This window comes from Bradyrhizobium sp. CCBAU 51627 (assembly GCF_028128765.1).
In the GTDB taxonomy this organism is placed as follows: Bacteria; Pseudomonadota; Alphaproteobacteria; order Rhizobiales; family Xanthobacteraceae; genus Bradyrhizobium.
Map to the genome: position 1 here is coordinate 98,502 of NZ_LBJG01000005.1, position 21,398 is coordinate 119,899.

Here is a 21,398-nt window from a genome sequence, read left to right on the forward strand (position 1 = left end):
GCCGCGGAGTACTGGATGCCCCGCCTTCGCCTTCGCGGGGCATGACAGTTGAGGAGCTTACTTCTGCTGCTGCGGCAGGAAGGTCGGGCCGACCGAGCGGATCGGCTTGTTCTCGGAGGTGGTGGTTGGGCTCGCATCGGCAGGCGGCGGCGCCGGTGCGGCGGCGGTTGCCGGGGCAGGAGCTGCGCCCTTCTTTCCATTCGCCGGCGTGCCCTTGGTGAGCTGCCGCTGCTGCATCTTCCTGGCACTCTCCTCGGTGACGATGATGTCACCCTGCTGCTCGACGGCGGCCTTATCGTCGGCCGATTTCAGCGCGTCGGCCCAGCTCTGGCCCGCCGCCTTGCAGGAGCAGGACGGGTTGAACTCGCTGCGGAATTTGAACGCGGTCGGCAGTGCTGTGTAGGGCTGGCCGCTGATCGAGACCGCGGAGTTCATGTCCTCGCCGGGATTGCGGTGGGCGTAGAGCACAGTTTCGGCGGCCGGGCACAGCGCCTTGCAGGTCCTCTCGTCATCGGGGAAGCGCGCAGGCACGGTCGCAAACGAGATCGGGAAATAGGCGCCGTCGCAGGTGCGCACGCACACGGTGCGATAGGTGCCTGATTGCGGGCCACCGAAATCGGCAGGTGGCGCAGCCGGCGGATTGTTCGGGTTGTTGCCCCCGCCGCCGAACAGGTTGCTCAGGAAGTTGCCGCCCTGCGACTGCACGGCATTGGCGTATTGCGGGCCGCAATTGTTCTGCGCGAGCGCCATCAGCACCGAGCGGCGCTGGCTGTCGCGTTCGGGGCTGCCGCCGCCGGGACCGCCGCCCCGCAGGCGCTCAAGATTACTGGTGATCTGGTCGAGATTGGCGCGCATCTGCTGGATCTGGGTGTTGACCGGACCGCATTGCGCCGACTGGCCGTTGAACAGCGAGAAGAAGCCGGTGGAATCGCAGCCCATGCGCTTGGCCTGCATGGTGACGCGGTCGAGCTCGGCCTGCTGGCGGCTCTGGGAATCCTGGTAGCGGCGGATCTGGTCTTCGCGCGCGGGATCGCTGCTCCCGCCACGGTCGAGCGCAGCGAGTTGGCCTTCCAGCCGCACACACATCGGGTTCGGTCCGAGCCCGCCCTGGGCGGGCATAGGCGGTCCGGCCTGAGCAAAGGCGTCGGTGGCGAGCACGATGCTGAGAAGCACGGTGCAGGCAAGGAGCGAGCGGGGACGGGACAGAGACAAAAATTCAGGCATATCCGCCATTCTAGCGAGGTCACGGCCCCAAGTGACTTTCGAGCGTGATTGGGGGCCGAAGCGCGCCCTCCAATAGCCGCTTCCTGCGGCATCGTCACGTCGTTTCAGGGGCCGAAGATGGGTCCTAAGGTCCGCCAGTTCCGAGCGAATTCAGCGCTGGCAGGTGATTGCGACATAGTCGTCGCAATGGCCATGGGAGCAGTTTGCGCCGGATTTGGGGACAGAGCCGGTAATTTCGTCGGGATCGACCCGGCGGTAGCTTGATGCCTGCGCAAACTCTCGTGACTGGCAATAGGTGCGGGCGATCTGCGCGCCGCATTTCTCGCCCCTGGCCAGGCATTGGTCGACGCCATAACCGCCGGCCTGGTTGGCGATGATGAAGACGCGGGTCTCGGCGAAAGCGCTGGATGCCGCGAGAATGGAGGCACAGGAGACGAGCGCTGACAGGAGTCGCATGGGTACACCGGGGGGCTGGAGACCGCCGGCCCATTAATAAACTCAAAAGGTTAAGGAGAATGGAACCGGCGCGTCAGGACCAGCGCTTTGCGGACACAAAACGGCAATTTCGCGGCTCACTTGACGGAAGGCGGCCTCATAGCCCATATGTCGCCAAATGAACGGTCTCCTCGCCATCTGCATTATTTGCCGCGAGATTACGAGCTAGCGATTCGCTGGCTGGAGCCGTCTTTTCTCAAAACACATTGAGAGCACTGGACGCCCGGCCAACAGCCGACAGGTGTCCATATGGAATTGCGTCTTTACGATACGCTGAGCCGGGAGAAGCGCACCTTCGTGCCGCTCGATGCGAAGAGCGTCCGCATGTATGTCTGCGGACCGACGGTCTATGACTTCGCCCACATCGGCAATGCCCGGCCGGTGATCGTGTTCGACGTGCTGTTTCGGCTGCTGCGCCATCTCTATGGCGAGGCACACGTCAAATATGTCCGCAACATCACCGACGTCGACGACAAGATCAACGACCGCGCCGCGCGGGACTTTCCCGGCCTGCCGCTGAACGAGGCGATCCGCAATGTCACCGAAGAGACCGGCAGGCAGTTTCACGCCGATGTCGACGCGCTTCGCTGCTTGCGGCCGAGCGTCGAGCCGCGTGCGACCGAGCATATCGGCGAGATGCGAGAGATCATCGAACGGCTGGTCAAGGGCGGCTTTGCCTATGTCGCCGAGGACCACGTCCTGTTCTCGCCGCAGGCGATGAACGCGGCCAATGACGGGCTGCCGCGCTATGGCGCACTGTCGAAGCGGTCGCTGGACGAGATGATCGCCGGCGCCCGCGTCGACGTCGCGCCCTACAAGAAAGACTCGACCGACTTCGTGCTGTGGAAACCGTCCAAGCCGGGCGAGCCGTCCTGGCCGTCGCCATCAGGCATCAAGGTCGAGGGCCGTCCGGGCTGGCACATCGAGTGCTCCGCCATGGCCTGGAAGCATCTCGGCGAGCAGTTCGACATCCATGGTGGCGGCATCGATCTCGTGTTTCCGCATCACGAGAACGAGGTGGCGCAGACCTGCTGCGCCTTCCACCAGCAGCGCATGGCGAATTATTGGATGCACAACGGCTTCCTGCAGGTCGAGAGCGAGAAGATGTCGAAGAGCCTCGGCAACTTCATCACGATCCGAGAGCTGCTCAAGGACTGGCCGGGTGAGGCGCTGCGTCTCAACATGCTGAAGACGCACTACACCTCGCCGATCGACTGGACCATGAAGTCGCTGGAGGAGAGCGCAAGGACGCTCGACGACTGGTATCGGATCGCCGCTGACATCGAACCCGCCAAACCGGCCGCGTCCGTGGTCGAAGCGCTGCTCGACGACCTCAACGCGCCGCAGGCCATCGCGGCGCTGCACGGCCTGCGCGGCAGCGACGTGCCCGCCCTCGCGGGCTCGTTGCGGCTGCTCGGCTTCCTCTCCGAGAGCGCTGCGCAATGGGAAGGGCGCAAGCAGCAGGCGAGCGGTATCGACACCAAGCAAGTCGAGAGCCTGATTGCGGAGCGGACGGCTGCGCGGGCACGCAAGGACTTCGCCGAGTCCGACCGCATCCGCGATCAGCTCGCCACGATGGGGGTCGCGATCAAGGACTCCAAGGACGGAACGACCTGGGAGGTTACGCGATGACCCGGCCCGACACGCCGTTTCCGCGGCACTGGCTCTATTACATCGCGCTGAAGATCCTGCTGCTCGGCGCCGCCGTGGCGATCGTGCTGAAACTCTATGGGATGTGGTGAAGACGATGGCACAAGCGCACCCCAAGCCTGCACTTCGGCCGTTCCTGCCCGCCGACGTTCCGATCCTGGCCGCGATCTTCGCCGCCAGCATCCAGGAGCTGACCGGCGACGACTATAGCGAGGCACAGCAGGACGCCTGGATGGCGGCGGCCGAGACCGAGGAGTTCGGCAAACGGCTGGCCTCCGACCTGACGCTGATCGCCACGCTGGACGGCTCGCCCGTTGGTTTTGCCTCACTGCGCGGCACCGATCACATCCGCATGCTCTATGTGCATCCGGCCGTCGGCCGGCGGGGCATCGCGACCATGCTGGTGGATGCGCTGGAGAAGCTTGCCGGCGGTCGCGGTGCGACGGCTCTCACGGTCGATGCCAGCGATACCGCCCAAAGCTTCTTTGCCAAGCGCGGCTACACGGCCCAGCAGCGCAACAGCGTCACGATGAATGACGAATGGCTCGCCAACACCACCATGAAGAAGACGCTCGGAGCTGCGCAATGAGCAAGGAGCGCCTCTATCTGTTCGACACCACGCTGCGCGACGGCGCGCAGACCAACGGCGTCGATTTCACGCTGGCCGACAAGCAGATCATTGCCGGCATGCTCGACGAGCTCGGCATCGATTATGTCGAGGGCGGCTATCCCGGCGCAAATCCGCTCGATACAGAATTTTTCGGCAGCAAGCCGAAGCTCAATCACGCGCGCTTCACCGCCTTCGGCATGACGCGGCGGGCAGGGCGCTCGGTCTCCAATGATCCCGGTGTCGCCGGGCTGCTGGAAGCCAAGGCCGACGCGATCTGCTTCGTGGCGAAATCCTCGGCCTATCAGGTACGCGTCGCGCTGGAGACGACGAAGGAAGAGAACCTGGCTTCGATCCGCGACAGCGTCGCAGCCGCGAAGGCCGCCGGCCGCGAGGTCATGCTCGACTGCGAGCACTTTTTCGACGGCTACAAGGAGGACGCCAGCTTTGCGCTCGCCTGCGCCAAGGCCGCTTATGAGGCGGGCGCGCGCTGGGTGGTCCTGTGCGACACCAATGGCGGCACCATGCCTGATGAGATCGAGACCATCATCGCCGAGGTGACAAAACACATCCCTGGCGATCACGTCGGCATCCACGCTCATAACGACACCGAGCAGGCGGTGGCGAATTCGCTCGCCGCGGTGCGCGCCGGCGCGCGGCAGATCCAGGGCACGCTGAACGGCCTCGGCGAACGCTGCGGCAACGCCAATCTCTGTTCGCTGATCCCGACGCTGAAATTGAAGAAGGAATTTTCGGACGCCTTCGAGATATCCGTCACACCGGAGAAGCTGGCGACGCTGGTCAAAGTCTCGCGCACGCTGGACGACATGCTCAACCGCGTGCCGAACCGGCATGCGGCTTACGTCGGCGAGAGCGCCTTCGTCACCAAGACGGGGATTCACGCCTCCGCGGTGATGAAGGATCCGCAGACCTATGAGCACGTGTTGCCGGAGCTGGTCGGCAATCACCGCAAGGTCTTGGTGTCCGACCAGGCCGGCCGCTCCAACGTCATCGCCGAGCTCGACCGTGCCGGCATTGCCTACGACAAGAGCGATCCCAAGCTGACCCGGCTGGTCGAGGAGTTGAAGGCGCGGGAGGCGCAAGGCTATGCCTATGAATCCGCCAACGCCTCGTTCGATCTCCTGGCGCGCCGGACGCTCGGCAAGGTGCCGCATTATTTCGAGGTCGAGCAATTCGACGTCAACGTCGAGCAGCGCTACAACGCGCTCGGCGAACGGGTTACCGTTGCACTCGCCGTGGTCAAGGTCGACGTTGCCGGCGAGTACCTGATCTCGGCGGCCGAAGGCAACGGCCCCGTCAACGCGCTCGACGTCGCGCTACGCAAGGATCTCGGCAAGTATCAGAAGTACATCGAGGGACTGACGCTGATCGACTACCGCGTTCGTATCCTCAATGGCGGCACCGGCGCAGTCACGCGCGTCCTGATCGAGAGCGAGGACGAGAACGGCGACCGCTGGACGACGGTCGGCGTGTCCCCGAACATCATCGACGCCTCCTTCCAGGCGCTGATGGATTCAGTGATCTACAAGCTCGTGAAGTCGGGCGCGCCGGCGTAAGACGATGACGTAAGGGCAGGCTGCGCCACAAGCGCCGTCATTGCGAGCGAAGCGAAGCAATCCAGAATCTATCCTCGGTGGCACTCTGGATTGCTTCGTCGCTTCGCTCCTCGCAATGACGAGGAGGAGAGGCAAGGGCATGATCGACCACATCTCCGTCGGCGTCAGCGAGCTCGAACGCTCCGCAAAATTCTACGAGGCCACGCTCGCCGCGCTCGGACTCACGCGGCTCGTCACGCGGCCGCGCACGATTGGCTTCGGCAAGGCCTATCCGGAATTCTGGATCAATTTGCGCGAGGCCATGCCGCGCGTCGCGCCCGAAAGCGGCGTGCACATTTGCCTGCGTGCGAAGACGACCGGCGAGGTCGATGCGTTTCATGCCGCTGCGCTCGCGACCGGCGGCGCATCCGACGGCGCGCCGGGCATCCGCCCGCACGATCGGGTGCGCTACTATGCGGCCTTCGTCCTCGACCCCGATGGTAACCGGATCGAGGCGGTGACGTTTCCGCAGGCGTGATTACAGCTTTCGCGCGACGTCCGGGGCCATCTGCTTTTCCGCCTCGGCGATCTGCGCCGCCGCCGACCTCAGCTTCGGCAATATGTCCTCGACGCGTTCAGCCTTGAGGATATCGACCGAAAGGCCGGCGCGGATGAACTCGGTCTGGCGCATGTGCGACAACAGCGAGAACAGCGGCTCCCAGAAATCGTCGATGTTGGCGAGCAGCACGGGCTTGGCGTGCCGGCCGAGCTGCTTCCAGGTCAACTGCTCGACCAACTCCTCCAGCGTGCCGACGCCGCCCGGCAGCGCTACGAAGGCGTCGGAGCGCTCGAACATCAACCGCTTGCGCTCGTGCATGTCGGGAGTGACGATCATCTCCTGCACACGGGTCAATGCATTCTCGCGCTTGCGCAGGAATTCAGGAATGATGCCGGTGACGCTGCCGCCGTGATCGAGCACGGAGGTCGCGACCGAGCCCATCAGGCCAAGCGAGCCGCCGCCATAGACCAGACGAATGTTGTTTTCGGCGAGTGCCTTGCCGAACGCCTTGGCGCCTTCGGTGAAGCGGGGATTGGTTCCAGGGCCGGAGCCGCAATAGACACAAACGGTTTTAATGGTGCTCATTGGTGTCATGATGCATCGCAGCGAGGGGGCGTCAAGCCCCTCAGGTGATTCGGATCACCCGGAAATCTACCGGTAAATGGCGACAAACAATCGAAGATTCGCCATCTGGCGGGGTGCGCATCGGCGCGGAAGCTTCTATATGACGAACGAAAATCGTAGATCGCACCGCGCCCGCATCGGCGGGCCTTTCTGGTATCCTGATGAGCCCACCTCATTCGCCAAGCGTTCCCGACGTGCCCGAGCCTGCGGCTGGACCGCTGGAGCGGGCCACCCTGATGGGTACGCTGGCGCATCTGTGGCCCTATATCTGGCCGAGCGACCGCTTCGATCTGAAGATGCGGGTGGTCTGGTCGATGGTGCTGCTGCTTGCCGCCAAGCTGATCACACTGTCGGTGCCGTTCAGCTTCAAATGGGCGACGGATGCGCTGACCGGTGCGAACACCGCGCCGGTAGCTGCCGACAATTGGCATCTCTGGGTGCTCGCTTCGCCGCTGCTTCTAACCGCCAGCTATGGCGTGACGCGCATCCTGATGGCGGTGCTGACGCAATGGCGCGACGGCATCTTTGCCCGCGTCGCCATGCATGCGGTGCGCAAGCTCGCCACCATCACCTTCGTTCACATGCACGAACTGTCGCTGCGCTTTCACCTGGAGCGCAAGACCGGCGGCCTGACGCGGGTTCTCGAGCGCGGCCGCGAGGGCATCGAGGTCATCGTGCGCATGGTGATCCTGCAGCTGATCCCGACCATCGTCGAGGTCTCGCTGCTGATGGCCGTGCTGCTCTGGCAGTTCGACTGGCGCTACGTGGTCGCGACCCTGATCACCGTCACGCTCTACATGTATTACACCTACATCGCGACCGAGTGGCGGATCGGCATCCGCCGCAAGATGAACGATTCCGACACCGAGGCGAACACCAAGGCGATCGACTCGCTGCTCAACTACGAGACCGTCAAATATTTCAGCGCCGAGGCCCGCGAAGCGCAGCGCTACGACAAATCGGTCGCGCGCTACGAGGAGGCGAGCATCCACACCTACACCTCGCTTGCCGTGCTCAACACCGGCCAGGCCGTGATCTTCACGCTGGGGTTGACTGCGACCATGCTGATGTGCGCGATCGGCGTGCGCAACGGCACCAACACGGTCGGCGACTTCGTGCTGGTCAACGCCATGATGATCCAGCTCTACCAGCCGCTGAATTTCATGGGCATGGTCTATCGCGAGATCAAGCAGGCGATCATCGACATCGAGAAGATGTTTGCCGTGATCGGCCGTGAGGCCGAGATCAAGGATGCTCCCAATGCTGCGCCGCTGGCCGTCTCTGCCGGCACGGTGCGGTTCGAAGACGTACGCTTTGCCTATGAGCCGACGCGCCCGATCCTGAAGGGCATCAGTTTCGAAGTGCCGGCCGGCAAGACGGTCGCGATCGTCGGCCCCTCCGGCGCCGGCAAGTCGACCATCTCGCGGCTGCTGTTTCGTCTCTACGATGTTTCCGGCGGCAGGATTTTGATTGACGGCCAGGACATCCGCGAGGTCACACAGGCCAGTTTGCGCGCCTCGATCGGCATGGTGCCGCAGGACACGGTGCTGTTCAACGATACGATCCGCTACAACATTCGCTACGGCCGGTGGGACGCCAGCGACGCCGAAGTGGAGGAAGCGGCGCGGCTGGCGCAGATCGATCATTTCATCCGCATGGCGCCAGCGGGCTACGAGACGCAGGTCGGAGAGCGCGGCCTGAAACTGTCGGGCGGCGAGAAGCAGCGCGTCGCCATCGCGCGCACGGTGTTGAAAGCGCCGCCGATCCTCGTCCTGGACGAGGCGACCTCGGCGCTCGACACTCACACCGAGCACGAGATCCAGGGCGCGCTCGATCGTGTCGCGAAGAACCGCACGTCGCTGGTCATTGCGCACCGGCTCTCGACGATCGTCGGCGCAGACGAGATCATCGTGCTCGACCAGGGCCGTATCGCCGAACGCGGCACCCATGCCGGCCTGCTCGCGCAGGACGGCCTCTACGCCAGCATGTGGAACAGGCAGCGCGAGGCCGAGGCCGCACGCGAGAAGCTGGCCCAAATGGCTGATTCGCGCGAAGCGCCCAATCGCGAGCCGCCGCCTGTCCGGGATGTCCTGACGGCGCAGGCCGCTGCGGAGTGAGCTTGTCTCCGGTCCCAAGTCTGGCCTAAACAATCCCGGTGCGCGAGACCACCCGCGCCATCAACCCCTGAGCGGCAGATAGCGATGTCCATTCTCGATTCGATTCAGCGTCAGATCCCGCCGATCCACAAGGAAGGTTATCCCTTCATTGGCGGCTTTGCGCTGGCAAGCCTACTCCTGTTCTGGCTGTGGTCGCCGCTCGGATGGATCGGCACCATCCTGACCGTGTGGTGCGCGCTCTTCTTCCGCGACCCCGTGCGCGTGACGCCGGTGCGCGACGGGCTCGTGGTATCGCCCGCCGACGGTCGCGTCTCCATGATCACCATGGCGCTGCCGCCGGCCGAGCTCGGCCTCGGCGACCAGCCGCTGCCGCGCGTCTCGGTGTTCATGAGCGTGTTCAACTGCCATGTGAACCGCGCGCCGGTCGCGGGCAGGGTGGATCGCATCGCCTATCGGCCCGGCCTGTTCATCAATGCCGAGCTCGACAAGGCGAGCGAGGACAATGAGCGCAATTCGCTTGTTATCTCGACGCCGCAGGGCCGCATCGGCGTGATCCAGATCGCCGGCCTCGTCGCCAAGCGCATCGTCTGCTTCGTGAAGGAAGGGCAGGCGGTCGGCGTCGGCGAGCGGTTCGGCCTGATCCGCTTCGGCTCGCGGCTCGACGTCTATCTGCCCGTCGGCACCAAAGCGCTGGTGTCGGAAGGGCAGACCGCGATCGCGGGCGAGACCATTCTGGCTGATCTCACCGGCGACGACCCCGGCCGCGCCTATCGCGCCAATTAACCAAAAGCCCGTGTCGAGGGTCCTTCCGCCGCAATGGCGAAGGGGACGGCGGCTTGCTATATCTCGCCTAGAGGTGAGGACGAGCCAATGACGCCCTACGACTACAGAGATCCAGACATTCGCCGCCGCCGGTTCCGCCCGATCCCGGTGCGGATGCTGGTTCCCAACGTCATCACACTGCTGGCGATCTGCGCCGGCCTGACCGCGATCCGGCTCTCGATCGAGGGACGTATGGCGCTCGCCGTCTATGCCATCGTGTTCGCGGCCGCGCTCGACGGCATCGACGGCCGCGTTGCGCGCCTGATCAAGGGCCAGTCGAAATTCGGCGCCGAGCTCGACAGCCTCGCCGACTTCGTCAATTTCGGCGTCGCGCCAGGCCTGATGCTGTATTTCTGGCAACTGCACGAGCTCGGCAATGCCGGCTGGATCGCCGCGATGGTGTTTGCGATCTCCATGTGCCTGCGGCTCGCGCGTTTCAACGCCACGCTGGACGATCCAAACAAGCCGGCTTTCGCCGCCAATTTCTTCACCGGTGTGCCGGCACCGGCCGGCGCTATCACCGTGATGTTGCCGATCTATGCGGCATTCCTCGATCTTGGCCGCTGGCCTGCAGCGCTGACGGCCGCCTACACGCTGCTGATTGCCTTCCTGATGGTCTCGCGCCTGCCGGTGTTCTCCGGCAAGAGCATGCGGATGCGGGTGCCGCCCGAGCTGGTGTTGCCGGCGTTCGTCGCGGTGATCTTCTTCATTGCGCTGCTGATCAGCTATCCCTGGTACGTGCTGTCGATCGGCACGGTGCTGTATCTTCTTGCCTTGCCGCTCGGCTACAAATCGTACCGCGACCAGGCGCGAGCGACCGCCGCCGCGCCTGCGGGTGGCGAGATCTCGTCGCCGCCATCGGCGCCCACAATGGCGAGCCTGTCTGAGCCGCCTCACGACGACGACCGGCCCGGACGGCTGCACTGAGCGATTACGCGCGGATATCTGCCATGAGAGGGCTTGAGTTGGGCTCAAGCCCAATCTCGGCTATATCGCCCCGTGCCGGCGGCACCGCGCCAACAGCGGCCGCCAATCTGGGAGAGAATGCCGTGACCAATTCCGCGACCGGGCCGCTGCCCGCTGCCGTCCTTGATGCGCTGGGCCGCTATGACACGCCGACGATCTGCAACGCGATGGAAGTCATCGCACCGGAGCGGCGGTTGATCGGCTTCACCACCAAGCAGCTGGTTTGTCCGTTCCCCGAGCTGCCGCCGATGGTCGGCTATGCCCGTACCGTCACGATCCGCGCGGTGCAGAAGTCTCCGCTGTCTGCCGCGGAGCAGGCCAAGCGCCGCATCGACTATTACGAATATGTCGGCACCGGCCACGGCCCGCGTATTTCGGTGATCCAGGACGTCGACGGTCCCGACATCGGTTACGGCGCATTCTGGGGCGAGGTGCAGAGCAATGTCCACAAGGCGCTCGGCTGCCTCGGCGTCGTCACCGATGGCTCGATCCGTGACGTCCCGCAATGGGCGCCGGGTTTCCAGGCGCTGGCTGGCTCGATCGGCCCGTCGCATGCGTGGGTGCATGCGGAAAGCTTTGGCGGTCAGGTTCGTGTCGCCGGCATGACGGTGAATTCCGACGATCTGATCCACGCCGACCGGCACGGCGCCATCGTAATCCCGCTCGATCTCGCAGCAAAACTCCCCGAGGCAGCCGAGCTCTGCGGCCGCCGCGAGACGCCGATCCTCGAAATCGCCCGCAGCCCCGATTTCTCTCTGGAGAAACTCAAGGCTGCGCTGAAGCGCTCGGCGGAGATTCATTGAACGTGGAGTAAGAGCGCATGGACATGCGCGGCAAGACGGTGTTGATCACGGGCTCGACCGATGGCGTCGGGCGCTATGTCGCGAGCCGCCTTGCCGCCGAAGGCGCTCACGTCCTGATCCACGGCCGTGACGCGGTGCGGGCGAAAGCGCTGATCGACAACATCGTGGAGGTCGGTCACCGAGCGCCGACCTTCTATCAAGCCGATCTGTCGTCGATGGCGGGTGCGCGCGAGCTTGCGGCAGCCGTGACGCAGGATCACCCACGTCTCGATGTCTTCGTCAGCAACGCCGGCATCGGCTCGCAGAATGACGGACCGCAACGGCAAGAGAGCCGCGACGGTTACGAGTTGCGCTTTGCGGTGAATTATCTCTCCGGCTTCCTGCTCGCCCATCTGCTGTTGCCCCTGCTGAAGGCGGCCGCGCCCTCACGCATCGTCAACGTCGCTTCTCTCGGCCAGCATCCGATCGATTTCGACGATGTCATGATCACGCGGGGCTATAGCGGGTCTCGCGCCTATGCGCAGAGCAAGCTGTCGCAGATCATGTTCACGATCGATCTTGCGGAACAATTGAAAGGCGCCGGCATCACCGTGAACGCGCTGCATCCGGCGACCTACATGAACACCACGATGGTCCGCGCCGGCGGCGTCGCGCCGATGTCGACCGTCGAGCAGGGCGGCGCGGCGATCCTGCATCTTGTTGAAGGCGACGACGTCGCGGGAAGAAGCGGCCTGTTCTTCAACGGCATGAATGAGGCGCGCGCGAATCCGCAGGCCTATGACGCCGATGCGCGCAGGCGCCTGCGCGCGCTCAGCCTGGAGCTGACAGGACTTTCGTCCTGACGGCTCGCTTATGGTTAGCAAAGTGTTGAGATTCGTGTCGCGGAACGGCAAGCCTGCCGCCCTTTCGATGCACCGCGCCGCTCCGTCGCACCCGCTGAACTTAACCTTTACGCGGCTTTAAGGGCGGCGCTCTAGGGTTTCCGATGCGGTTCGGGGTTGGGCCGCGCCAGCGGCCAGGACGGCCGTTGTTGTGTTCGCGTTGGAGTCTCCCATGGATATCATGACGGGCGTCGGTCTCACGGCGGGCACCATCGTCATCGTGACGATGGTCCTCATGGGCGGCGACCTGCACATGTTCGTCTCCGAACATGCTGTGATTATCATCTTCGGCGGCTCGATCTCGGCCACCATGATCCGCTTTCCCTTGAGTGCTCTCCTGCATGGACTGCCGCTCGGCGCCAAATTCGCTTTCACCATGAGCCGTCTGTCGGCCCACGACCTCGTCGACGAACTCGCCCGGATCGCCGAGATCGCCCGCAAGCAGGGTCCGGTGGGTCTCGAAAAGGTCGAGACCGACGAACCATTCCTCGCCAAGGGCATCCGCTACGTCGCCGACGGCTACGACCTCGACTTCATCCGTGACAATCTCGAGCGCGACCGCGACAACTTCCTGATGCATCTCGACGAGGGCAGCAAGATCTACCGCGCCATCGGCGACTGCGCCCCGGCCTTCGGCATGATCGGCACGCTGATCGGCATGGTGCAGATGTTCGCCAACATGACCGACCCCTCCAAGCTCGGGCCGTTCATGGCGACCGCGCTGCTCGCCACGCTCTATGGCGCGCTCGTTGCGAACCTGTTCTGTCTGCCGATCGCCGACAAGCTGCACGGCAAGCTGCTCGATGAAGAGACGAACCGCACGCTGATCATCGACGGCATCCTGATGATCCGCGACTCCAAGAGCCCGACGCTCGTGCGTGAGATGCTGCTGGCCTATCTGCCGGAGAAGCATCGTCACGCCGAAGGCGAGCCGGTGCCGGCTTGAGGCCGGACGCCGGGGTCTAGGTCATGGCCAAGAAGAAGCGCGGCGATGCACATGGGGGTGGTCACGGCTGGTTCGTGACCTTCGCCGACCTGATGGGGCTGATGATGAGCTTCTTCGTGATGCTCGTCGCGTTCTCGACCCAGGATGCCAACAAGCTGAAGGTCGTCGCCGGCTCCATGCGCGATGCCTTCGGCGTGCAGAGCGAAGCGCGATATGCCGGCATCGTCGAGTCGGACGGCCTGCCGACCCGGCCGCGGCTGAAGAACGTCGATCACATCGAGCCCGAGGACGCCTCGAACACGCCGACGCCGGACCAGGAAGATCGCGACCGGACCTCGGGCGCGAAGATGAAGATCGATCGCAATTTTGCGCTCGCTGCGGCCTCGCTGCGACAGGCGCTGCAGGACATGCCGGAACTGACCGAAATGTCCAAGCACATCATGTTCGAGGAGACCAAGCAGGGCCTCAACCTCGAGATCGTCGATCAGGACGGCCGCTCGATGTTCGCGGATGGCTCCAAGGTGCCTTACGACCGCACCCGCCGCCTGATTGAGAAGCTCGCGGTCCCGCTCAAGGCGACCCCCTTGCGCGTCTCCATCACCGGCCACACCGCGGCTGGCTTCGTGCCGACCCGCAGCGACTACGGTGCCTTTGATCTCTCGGCCGACCGTGCCAACGCCGTACGCCAGATCCTCGAGCGCGAGGGCTTGCCGCCGTCACACATTTTTGCCATTTCCGGCAAGGCAGACACCCAGCCTTTGTTCCCCGACGATCCGTCGCTCGCCGCGAACCGCCGCGTCACCATCACCCTGATGCGCGAAGATCCGCCGCTGCCGCCGAACTTGAAGCCCTAAATCTCTTGCGCTACCATTTTACCTGAGGCCATCAGTCGCGAGGGCGACGAACGTGGCCCGGCCGTCACACCATCCGCTGCTGCGCCTGCTATGGTGGTGGCTGATTGACAGGCGTGGCGGAAGCGTCAAAAGGCGCCGGATCAATTCCAGGGACGAAGCGTTTTCCACCCTCATGACGGCGAGCATCACACAGGCCGAGACCCTGGAGGGGCCGGTCACCTCGGGATTTTGGTCCCTTACGCTTGGGAGCATCGGCGTCGTATTCGGCGACATCGGCACCTCGCCACTTTACGCATTCCACGAGGCGGTCAGAGGCGCAGCGCACGGCGAGCCGGTGACTCGGATCATGGTGCTCGGCGTGCTGTCGCTGATCCTGTGGGCGCTGCTGATCGTCGTCACCGCCAAATACGTCCTGCTGCTGTTGCGCGCCGACAATAACGGGGAGGGTGGTACGCTCTCTCTGATGGCGCTCGGCCAGCGCGCGCTGGGGCGACGGAGCTGGTTTCTGCTCGCGCTCGGCGTGGTCGGCGCCTCCATGTTCATCGGCGATTCCATGATCACGCCGGCGATCTCGGTGTTGTCGGCGGTCGACGGCCTCAAGCTCGCGACGCCCGCGTTCGAGCACTATGTCGTGCCGCTCACGGTGCTGATCCTGGTGTTGCTGTTTGCGGTCCAGAGCAAGGGGACGGCGCTGGTGGCTTCGGCCTTCGGACCGGTGATGGTGATCTGGTTCGCCTGTCTGGCCGTGCTGGGTGTCATTCACATCGCCGACGACCCGTCGGTGCTGGCCGCGATCAATCCCTATTACGCGCTGCAATTCCTGCTGTCGCACGGCACGATCGGCCTGGTGACGCTCGGCGCCGTCTTCCTTGCTGTCACCGGCGGCGAGGCGCTCTACGCCGATCTCGGCCATTTCGGCCGCAAACCGATTCAGTCGGCCTGGATGTTCTTCGTGTTGCCCGCGCTGCTGATCAACTATTTCGGGCAAGGGGCGCTGGTGCTGTCCGATCCGGGCGCGATCGAGCATTCGTTCTATCGCATGGTGCCCGAGCATCTGGTGCTGCCGCTGGTCGGGCTTGCGACTGCCGCGACGGTGATCGCGAGCCAGGCCGTGATCACCGGTGCCTATTCGCTGGTCTATCAGGCCGTGCAACTCGGCCTCTTGCCGCGCTTCGAGGTGCGCTACACCTCCGAGGCCCACGCCGGCCAGATCTACCTGCCGCGTGTCAATCGCTTGTTGCTGATCGGTGTGATGCTGTTGGTGCTGTTGTTCCATACGCCCAGCAACCTGGCTTCGGCCTACGGCATCGCGGTCTCCACCACCATGGTCGCTGACGGGATCATGGGCTTCGTGGTGATCTGGAAATTGTGGAATTGGCGCGCCGCCACCGCGGCGGTCGTCATCCTGCCCTTCGTCATGGTCGACATGACCTTCTTCAGCGCCAATCTGCTCAAACTGCTTGAGGGCGCCTGGGTGCCGCTGCTGTTCGGCGCGACCATGGCGGCGACGATCTGGACCTGGCGGCGCGGCTCGGGAATCCTGATCCAGAAGACGCGCCGGATCGAGGTGCCGCTGGACGATCTGATCCGCAGCCTGGAAAAGCGGCCGCCGCACATCGTCAAGGGAACGGCGGTGTTCTTGACCAGCGATCCGGCCTTTGTGCCAACCGCGCTCCTGCACAATCTCAAGCACAACAAGGTGCTGCACGAGCATAACGTTATCCTGACCATCGAGACCGCGCATACGCCGCGGGTCGACCTGTCCGAGCGTTTCCGCATGGAGAAGATCACCGACAAGTTTTCCAAGGTTCGCCTGCGCTTCGGCTTCATGGAGCAGCCGAACGTGCCCAAGGCGCTCGCCATCGCGCGCAAGCAAGGCTGGCAGTTCGACATCATGTCGACGTCATTCTTCGTATCCCGGCGCGCGCTGAAGGCGTCGGCGCAGTCCGGCATGCCGCTTTGGCAGGACCATCTGTTCATCGCGCTCAGCCGCTCGGCCAACGACGCCACCGACTATTTCCAGATTCCGACCGGGCGGGTGGTTGAAGTCGGCACACAAGTCACCATTTGACAGGCGGAACTATGCAAATTTGCATGCCAAGGACCCGAAATCGGGCTAGGCTATGTCAGCAGCGCAGGCCTATAAGCCCCGCGCTCTTCCGCCGTTGTGCAGCGAAGCATTTTAGAGGCCACTGGGCTCTCCCATGACAAGTGACGTAGTAGGTCCCGCCCCGGAAACGGCGGCGGCCAATGGGCATGGCGACGCCCACACCACCGCCGGTTTCGGCGCGCTGACGCTCGGCAGCATCGGCGTCGTCTACGGCGATATCGGCACTAGCCCGCTGTATGCCCTGCGCGAGGCCGTGGTCGCCGCCTCGGGCGCAGGCAATGTGCCGACGACGGCCGCCGTGCTGGGTGTGCTCTCGCTGATCCTATGGGCGCTCATTGTTGTGGTGACGCTGAAATATGTGGTGATCCTGCTTCGTGCCGATAACAATGGTGAGGGCGGCACGCTGGCCTTGATGGCGCTGGCCCAGCGCGCGGTCGGGAAGGGGGGCGCGATTGTCCTTCTCGGCATCATCTCGGGTGCGCTGTTCTACGGCGATGCGGTCATCACGCCTGCGCTGTCGGTGCTGTCAGCCGTGGAAGGTACCAAGGACCTCACCGAGAGCTTCGAGCCGTATATCGTGCCGCTGACAATCCTAATCCTGGTTGCGCTGTTTGCCGCGCAATCGCGCGGCACGGCGCGCGTTGCGGCCTTCTTCGGCCCAATCACGTGCATCTGGTTTGCGGCCATTGCAGTGGCGGCGATCGGCCCGATCCTGAACCAGCCGCACGTACTGCTCGCGCTGAACCCGCTCTATGCCGTGTCCTTCATGCTCCACCACGGCATCATCGGCTTTGTGACGCTCGGCGCTGTCTTTCTGGCCGTCACCGGCGCCGAGGCGCTCTATGCTGACCTCGGCCATTTCGGCAAGCGGCCGATCCAGGCCGCTTGGCTGTTCATCGTGCTGCCGTCTCTGGCGCTCAACTACATCGGACAGGCAGCGCTTGTGATTGCCGACCCCAAGGCGATCGAGAGTCCCTTCTTTCAGTTGTACCCCCAAGGATGGATCCGGGGCGGAATGGTCCTTCTCGCAACAATCGCCACCGTCATCGCGAGCCAGGCCGTCATCACCGGCGCCTATTCGCTGACGCGCCAAGCGATTCAGCTAGGGCTTTTGCCGCGCTTTGAAATTCGCCATACATCTGAAGCCCATTCCGGCCAGATCTTCATGCCGCGCATCAACCAGCTGCTGCTGGTCGCGGTGGTGCTGTTGGTGCTTTTGTTCCGCTCCTCCAGCGCGCTGGCCTCCGCTTACGGCATCTCCGTCACCGGCACCATGGTGGTCACGGCCATGATGGGCTTTGTCGTGATCTGGAAGGTCTGGCGATGGTCGCCCATCGCTGCGGCCGCCCTGATTGCGCCATTCCTGTTCCTCGACCTGACCTTCCTGGCCGCCAACCTACTGAAGGTGTTCGAGGGCGGCTGGGTGCCGCTGGCGCTCGGGGCGCTCATGATCATCCTGATGTACACGTGGCGGCGCGGCAGCCGGCTTCTGTTCGAGAAGTCGCGCAAGCTCGAATTCCCGCTCGCCGACCTCGTGGCGATGCTGGAGAAGCGGCCGCCGCAACGCGTGCCCGGCACGGCGGTGTTCCTGACCTCGGATCCGCTCAGCGCGCCGACCGCGCTGATGCACAGCCTGAAACACTACAAGGTGCTTCACGAGAAGAATGTCATCCTCACCATCGAGACCGCGCAGACCCCGCGGATCGATCCGGCGGAGCGCGTCAAGCTGGAACAAGTCAGCCCGACCTTCTCCAAGGTGACGCTGAAGTTCGGCTTCATGGAATCGCCCAACGTGCCGAAGGCGCTCGCCATCGCTCGCAAGCTCGGCTGGCAGTTCGACATCATGTCGACCTCGTTCTTCCTGTCGCGCAGGGCGCTCAAGCCGGCCGCCCATTCCGGCATGCCGCGCTGGCAGGATCGGCTGTTCATCTCGCTCAGCCGTTCCGCAAACGATGCCACCGACTACTTCCAGATCCCCTCCGGCCGCGTGGTCGAGGTCGGTACGCAGGTGACGATCTAGGGTCAGGATTCAAAGCCGCACTTCAAGTGGCTGCGATTTAGCTTTAACTTGCGCAAGGCAGCTCAAGCCTTTGTAGCGCTTGATTTTCGCATGCCGAGAGGCGAGGTTGCCGGCCGCCGGGATCGCCCCGGGAGCGACCTGCGACGTTGGAGGATGATGTGGCGAATCAAGTACAGGATCTGACCCCGGACGAGGTCTCCAAAGGTGTCGCGGAAGGGCGCTATCTGCTGGTCGACGTCCGTGAGCCGAACGAGGTCGAGGCCGAGGCTTACCCTTACGGCGTCGTCGTGCCGCTCTCGACCTTCGATCCCAAGGCGATCCCCGATCCCCAGGGCAAAGAGGTCGTATTCGCCTGCCGCTCCGGCAAGCGCTCGGTGACCGCCTCGCTTGCCGCCCAGGCCGCGGGCCTGCCCTACGACAAGCATCTGGCCGGCGGCATGCTCGGCTGGAAGGCGGCGGGGCTTCCCAGCAAGGTCGGCGGCTGATCGGCCCGATGTCCAAAAGCTCGTCCCTGAACAAGGTCTTCGCCGACCTTCCTGTCACCATCTTCGAGGCGATGTCGCAGGCCGCGCGCGACAATGCCGCCATCAATCTCGGCCAGGGCTTCCCCGACGATCCCGGCCCCGAGGACATCCGCCGCGCCGCGGCAGAGGCCTCGCTGAACGGTTACAACCAGTACCCCTCGATGATGGGCCTGCCGGAACTGCGTCAGGCGATCGCGACCCATTACGGCCACTGGCATGGCCTGAAGCTCGATCCGATGACCGAGGTGATGGTGACCTCAGGCGGCACCGAGGCGCTGACCTCGGCGATCCTGGCGGTGGTGCAGCCGGGCGACGAGGTGGTCTGCTTCCAGCCGGTCTATGATTCTTACTTGCCGATCATTCGCCAGGCCGGCGGCATGCCGCGCCTCGTCCGGCTTGAGCCGCCGCACTGGCGGCTGAATGAGGACATGCTGAAAAGCGTCTTCAATTCAAAGACCAAGGCGGTGCTGTTCAACAATCCTCTGAATCCGTCCGCGGTGGTTTATCCACGCGAGGACCTCGAGCTGCTGGCGCGCTACTGCCAGGAGTTCGACGTCATCGCGATCTGCGACGAGGTCTGGGAGCACGTCACCTTCGACGAGCACAAGCACATCCCGCTGATCACCATTCCGGGCATGCGCGAGCGCACCATCAAGGTCGGCTCGGCCGGCAAGATCTTCTCGTTGACCGGCTGGAAGATCGGCTTCGTCTGCGCCGCGCCGCCGCTGCTCCGCGTCGCCGCCAAGGTGCACCAGTTCCTGACCTTCACCACCGCTCCGAACCTCCAGGCCGCCGTCGCTTACGGCCTCGGCAAGTCCGACGACTACTTCCTGTCGATGCGCAAGGATTTGACGCGGAGCCGGGACCGCCTGACCAGGGGGCTGGAGAGCCTCGGCTTCCCCGTGCTGAAGTCGCAAGGAACCTACTTCCTCACCGTCGACCTGTCGCCGCTCGGGCTCAACGAGAGCGACACCGAGTTCTGCTGGCGCATCGTCAAGGACTACAAGGTGGCGGCAATCCCGGTGTCGGCGTTCTACGAGCAGGACCCGGTGACCTCGGTGGTGCGCTTCTGCTTCGCCAAGAAGGACGAGACGCTCGACACCGCGCTGGAGCGGCTGTCTGACGCGGTACGTGGACGCAAGAGGTAGACAGGGATGACGATCGTCGGCCGCTCGGGGTTTGGCCTCCATCTTGTTGCTGCCGCGCTGACGTTGCTCATCGTCCCCGCCGGCGCCGAGGAGCGCGTCGTCAACTTCTACAACTGGTCGAACTACATGGCGCCCGATGTCCTCGAGGCCTTCACCAAGGAAACCGGCATCAAGGTGGTCTACGACACGTTCGACGCCAACGAGACGCTGGAGACGCGGCTGATGGCCGGCAAGTCCGGCTACGACGTCGTGGTGCCGACTGCCTATTTCCTGCAGCGCCAGATCAAGGCGAACATCTTCCAGAAGCTCGACAAGTCGAAACTGCCGAACTTGGCAAATGCCTGGCCGATGGTGACCAAGAATCTGGCCACCTACGATCCCGGCAACGTCTATGCCGCGAACTACATGTGGGGCACGACGGGGATCGGCTACAGCGTCGCCAAGGTGAAGCAGATCCTCGGCCCAGACGCCAAGATCGACAGCTGGGATATCGTCTTCAAGCCGGAGAACCTCGCCAAATTCAGGGATTGCGGCGTGCACATGCTCGACTCCGCCGACGACATCTTCCCGGCGGCGCTGAACTATCTCGGGCTCGATCCGAACTCGACCAAGCAGGCCGACCTCGAGAAGGCCGCCGACGTTGTCGCGAAGGTGCGCCCCTTCGTGCGCAAGTTCCACTCGTCCGAATATTTAAGCGCGCTCGCGACCGGCGAGATCTGCCTCGTGGTCGGCTGGTCCGGCGACATCATGCAGGCCCGCGCACGTTCCGCGGAAGCCAAGTCTGGCATCGAGATCGGCTACGCCATTCCGAAGGAGGGCGCGCAGATGTTCTTCGACAATCTCGCGATCCCCGCCGATGCCAGGAACGTCAGCGAAGCCTACGAGCTGATCAACTATCTCTACCGGCCGGATGTTGCCGCCAAGAACTCGGACTTCCTGTCCTACGCCAACGGCAACCTCGCCAGTCAGAAGCTGGTCGATCCGAAGATTCTGAACGACAAGAACATCTATCCTGATGAGGCGACGCTCTCAAAGCTGTTCGTCATCACGGCCCGTGATCCCGCTACCCAGCGCATCATCAACCGGCTCTGGACCAAGGTGAAGACGGGGCGCTGAGGCGCCGCGGTCGATCCGGCAGCGCGAATTTCGTAAAACAACCCCATGCACAGTAGAACCGCAGCCGGTCAGGCCCCGATCATTTGACGCGTCGGGCAAAACACCGGCAGAATGGCATCGTCGCCACCAGGTCCAGACACCGCGCTTAATCCGAAGCGTCGCGAGAGCAGGGCGCCGCCTACCACTCATACCGCACCGTGCCCGTAAGTCCGATTCGTATCGCAGCCTGGGAGCACGTCGTGCAGGCCGAAGTGGATGCGGGATTGCCGGAGCAGTGAGGGAGCGTTGCGCGTCGCGCGCTCGTCATGCGGGGGCTTGTCCCGGGCATCCACGTCCTCAATCTCATGCGTGGAGGCGCGTGGATGGCCGGGCAAGC

General features: G+C 64.1%; 18 protein-coding genes and 1 pseudogene. 16 read left to right on the forward strand and 3 right to left on the reverse strand.

Annotation, left to right across the window (positions count from 1 at the left end; all coding sequences use genetic code 11):
• Positions 1 to 57: 57 nt before the first annotated feature.
• Together XH88_RS02645 and XH88_RS02650 are read right to left on the reverse strand one after the other, a co-directional pair.
• Positions 58 to 1,233: a DUF2865 domain-containing protein gene (locus XH88_RS02645; protein WP_271613867.1), complete on the reverse strand. Its 1,176-nt coding sequence runs from the start codon at positions 1,231 to 1,233 to the stop codon at positions 58 to 60.
• A 141-nt stretch (positions 1,234 to 1,374) separates the two neighbouring features.
• On the reverse strand, positions 1,375 to 1,680 hold the full coding sequence (locus tag XH88_RS02650) for a hypothetical protein (protein ID WP_271613868.1): 306 nt from the start codon (positions 1,678 to 1,680) through the stop codon (positions 1,375 to 1,377).
• 288 nt (positions 1,681 to 1,968) lie between these two features.
• Here XH88_RS02650 and cysS point away from each other — a divergent pair, with 288 nt between their 5' ends.
• The 4 genes from cysS to XH88_RS02670 all read left to right on the forward strand — a co-directional run bounded on the left by cysS (position 1,969) and on the right by XH88_RS02670 (position 6,070).
• Entirely contained in the window at positions 1,969 to 3,351 is a 1,383-nt protein-coding gene (cysS, locus tag XH88_RS02655; RefSeq protein ID WP_271613869.1) for a cysteine--tRNA ligase, read from the forward strand.
• Positions 3,352 to 3,466: 115 nt separating this feature from the next.
• Positions 3,467 to 3,958, forward strand: a complete 492-nt coding sequence (locus tag XH88_RS02660; protein ID WP_271613870.1) for a GNAT family N-acetyltransferase — start codon at positions 3,467 to 3,469, stop codon at positions 3,956 to 3,958.
• Entirely contained in the window at positions 3,955 to 5,553 is a 1,599-nt protein-coding gene (gene cimA / locus XH88_RS02665; RefSeq protein WP_271613871.1) for a citramalate synthase, read from the forward strand. Before XH88_RS02660 ends, cimA begins: the two co-directional genes overlap by 4 nt.
• 139 nt (positions 5,554 to 5,692) lie before the next feature.
• Complete coding sequence (locus XH88_RS02670) at positions 5,693 to 6,070, forward strand: VOC family protein (RefSeq protein WP_271613872.1); 378 nt, start codon at positions 5,693 to 5,695, stop codon at positions 6,068 to 6,070.
• On the opposite strand, the gene XH88_RS02675 is transcribed toward XH88_RS02670, so the two are convergent.
• On the reverse strand, positions 6,071 to 6,676 hold the full coding sequence (locus XH88_RS02675) for a TIGR00730 family Rossman fold protein (RefSeq protein WP_271613873.1): 606 nt from the start codon (positions 6,674 to 6,676) through the stop codon (positions 6,071 to 6,073). It abuts the gene before it with no gap.
• Between the two features lie 200 nt (positions 6,677 to 6,876).
• Here XH88_RS02675 and XH88_RS02680 point away from each other — a divergent pair, with 200 nt between their 5' ends.
• From XH88_RS02680 to XH88_RS02735, 12 genes and pseudogenes are all read left to right on the forward strand, one after another.
• Positions 6,877 to 8,832, forward strand: a complete 1,956-nt coding sequence (locus tag XH88_RS02680) for an ABCB family ABC transporter ATP-binding protein/permease (RefSeq protein WP_271613874.1) — start codon at positions 6,877 to 6,879, stop codon at positions 8,830 to 8,832.
• A gap of 75 nt (positions 8,833 to 8,907) precedes the next feature.
• A pseudogene (locus tag XH88_RS02685) lies at positions 8,908 to 9,615 on the forward strand (phosphatidylserine decarboxylase); the annotation flags it as partial.
• A gap of 87 nt (positions 9,616 to 9,702) precedes the next feature.
• Positions 9,703 to 10,581, forward strand: a complete 879-nt coding sequence (locus XH88_RS02690; RefSeq protein WP_271613875.1) for a CDP-alcohol phosphatidyltransferase family protein — start codon at positions 9,703 to 9,705, stop codon at positions 10,579 to 10,581.
• A 122-nt stretch (positions 10,582 to 10,703) separates the two neighbouring features.
• Positions 10,704 to 11,423 carry an RraA family protein gene (locus tag XH88_RS02695; RefSeq protein ID WP_271613876.1) on the forward strand — a complete coding sequence of 240 codons (720 nt, stop codon included), beginning with the start codon at positions 10,704 to 10,706 and terminating at the stop codon, positions 11,421 to 11,423.
• A 17-nt stretch (positions 11,424 to 11,440) separates the two neighbouring features.
• Positions 11,441 to 12,265, forward strand: coding sequence for an SDR family NAD(P)-dependent oxidoreductase (locus XH88_RS02700; RefSeq protein WP_271613877.1), 825 nt, complete (start codon positions 11,441 to 11,443; stop codon positions 12,263 to 12,265).
• A 211-nt stretch (positions 12,266 to 12,476) separates the two neighbouring features.
• Positions 12,477 to 13,250, forward strand: coding sequence for a motility protein A (locus XH88_RS02705; protein WP_209965648.1), 774 nt, complete (start codon positions 12,477 to 12,479; stop codon positions 13,248 to 13,250).
• Positions 13,251 to 13,273: 23 nt separating this feature from the next.
• Positions 13,274 to 14,104, forward strand: coding sequence for an OmpA/MotB family protein (locus tag XH88_RS02710; RefSeq protein WP_271613878.1), 831 nt, complete (start codon positions 13,274 to 13,276; stop codon positions 14,102 to 14,104).
• A gap of 172 nt (positions 14,105 to 14,276) precedes the next feature.
• Positions 14,277 to 16,175: a potassium transporter Kup gene (locus tag XH88_RS02715; RefSeq protein WP_271614343.1), complete on the forward strand. Its 1,899-nt coding sequence runs from the start codon at positions 14,277 to 14,279 to the stop codon at positions 16,173 to 16,175.
• Positions 16,176 to 16,308: 133 nt separating this feature from the next.
• Entirely contained in the window at positions 16,309 to 18,234 is a 1,926-nt protein-coding gene (locus XH88_RS02720) for a potassium transporter Kup (RefSeq protein ID WP_271613879.1), read from the forward strand.
• A gap of 158 nt (positions 18,235 to 18,392) precedes the next feature.
• Entirely contained in the window at positions 18,393 to 18,719 is a 327-nt protein-coding gene (locus tag XH88_RS02725; RefSeq protein WP_008139644.1) for a rhodanese-like domain-containing protein, read from the forward strand.
• 8 nt (positions 18,720 to 18,727) lie between these two features.
• Positions 18,728 to 19,906: an aminotransferase gene (locus XH88_RS02730; RefSeq protein WP_271613880.1), complete on the forward strand. Its 1,179-nt coding sequence runs from the start codon at positions 18,728 to 18,730 to the stop codon at positions 19,904 to 19,906.
• A gap of 6 nt (positions 19,907 to 19,912) precedes the next feature.
• A complete protein-coding gene (locus XH88_RS02735; RefSeq protein ID WP_271613881.1) occupies positions 19,913 to 21,022 on the forward strand; it encodes a polyamine ABC transporter substrate-binding protein in 1,110 nt (369 codons plus the stop codon).
• Positions 21,023 to 21,398: the final 376 nt, after the last annotated feature.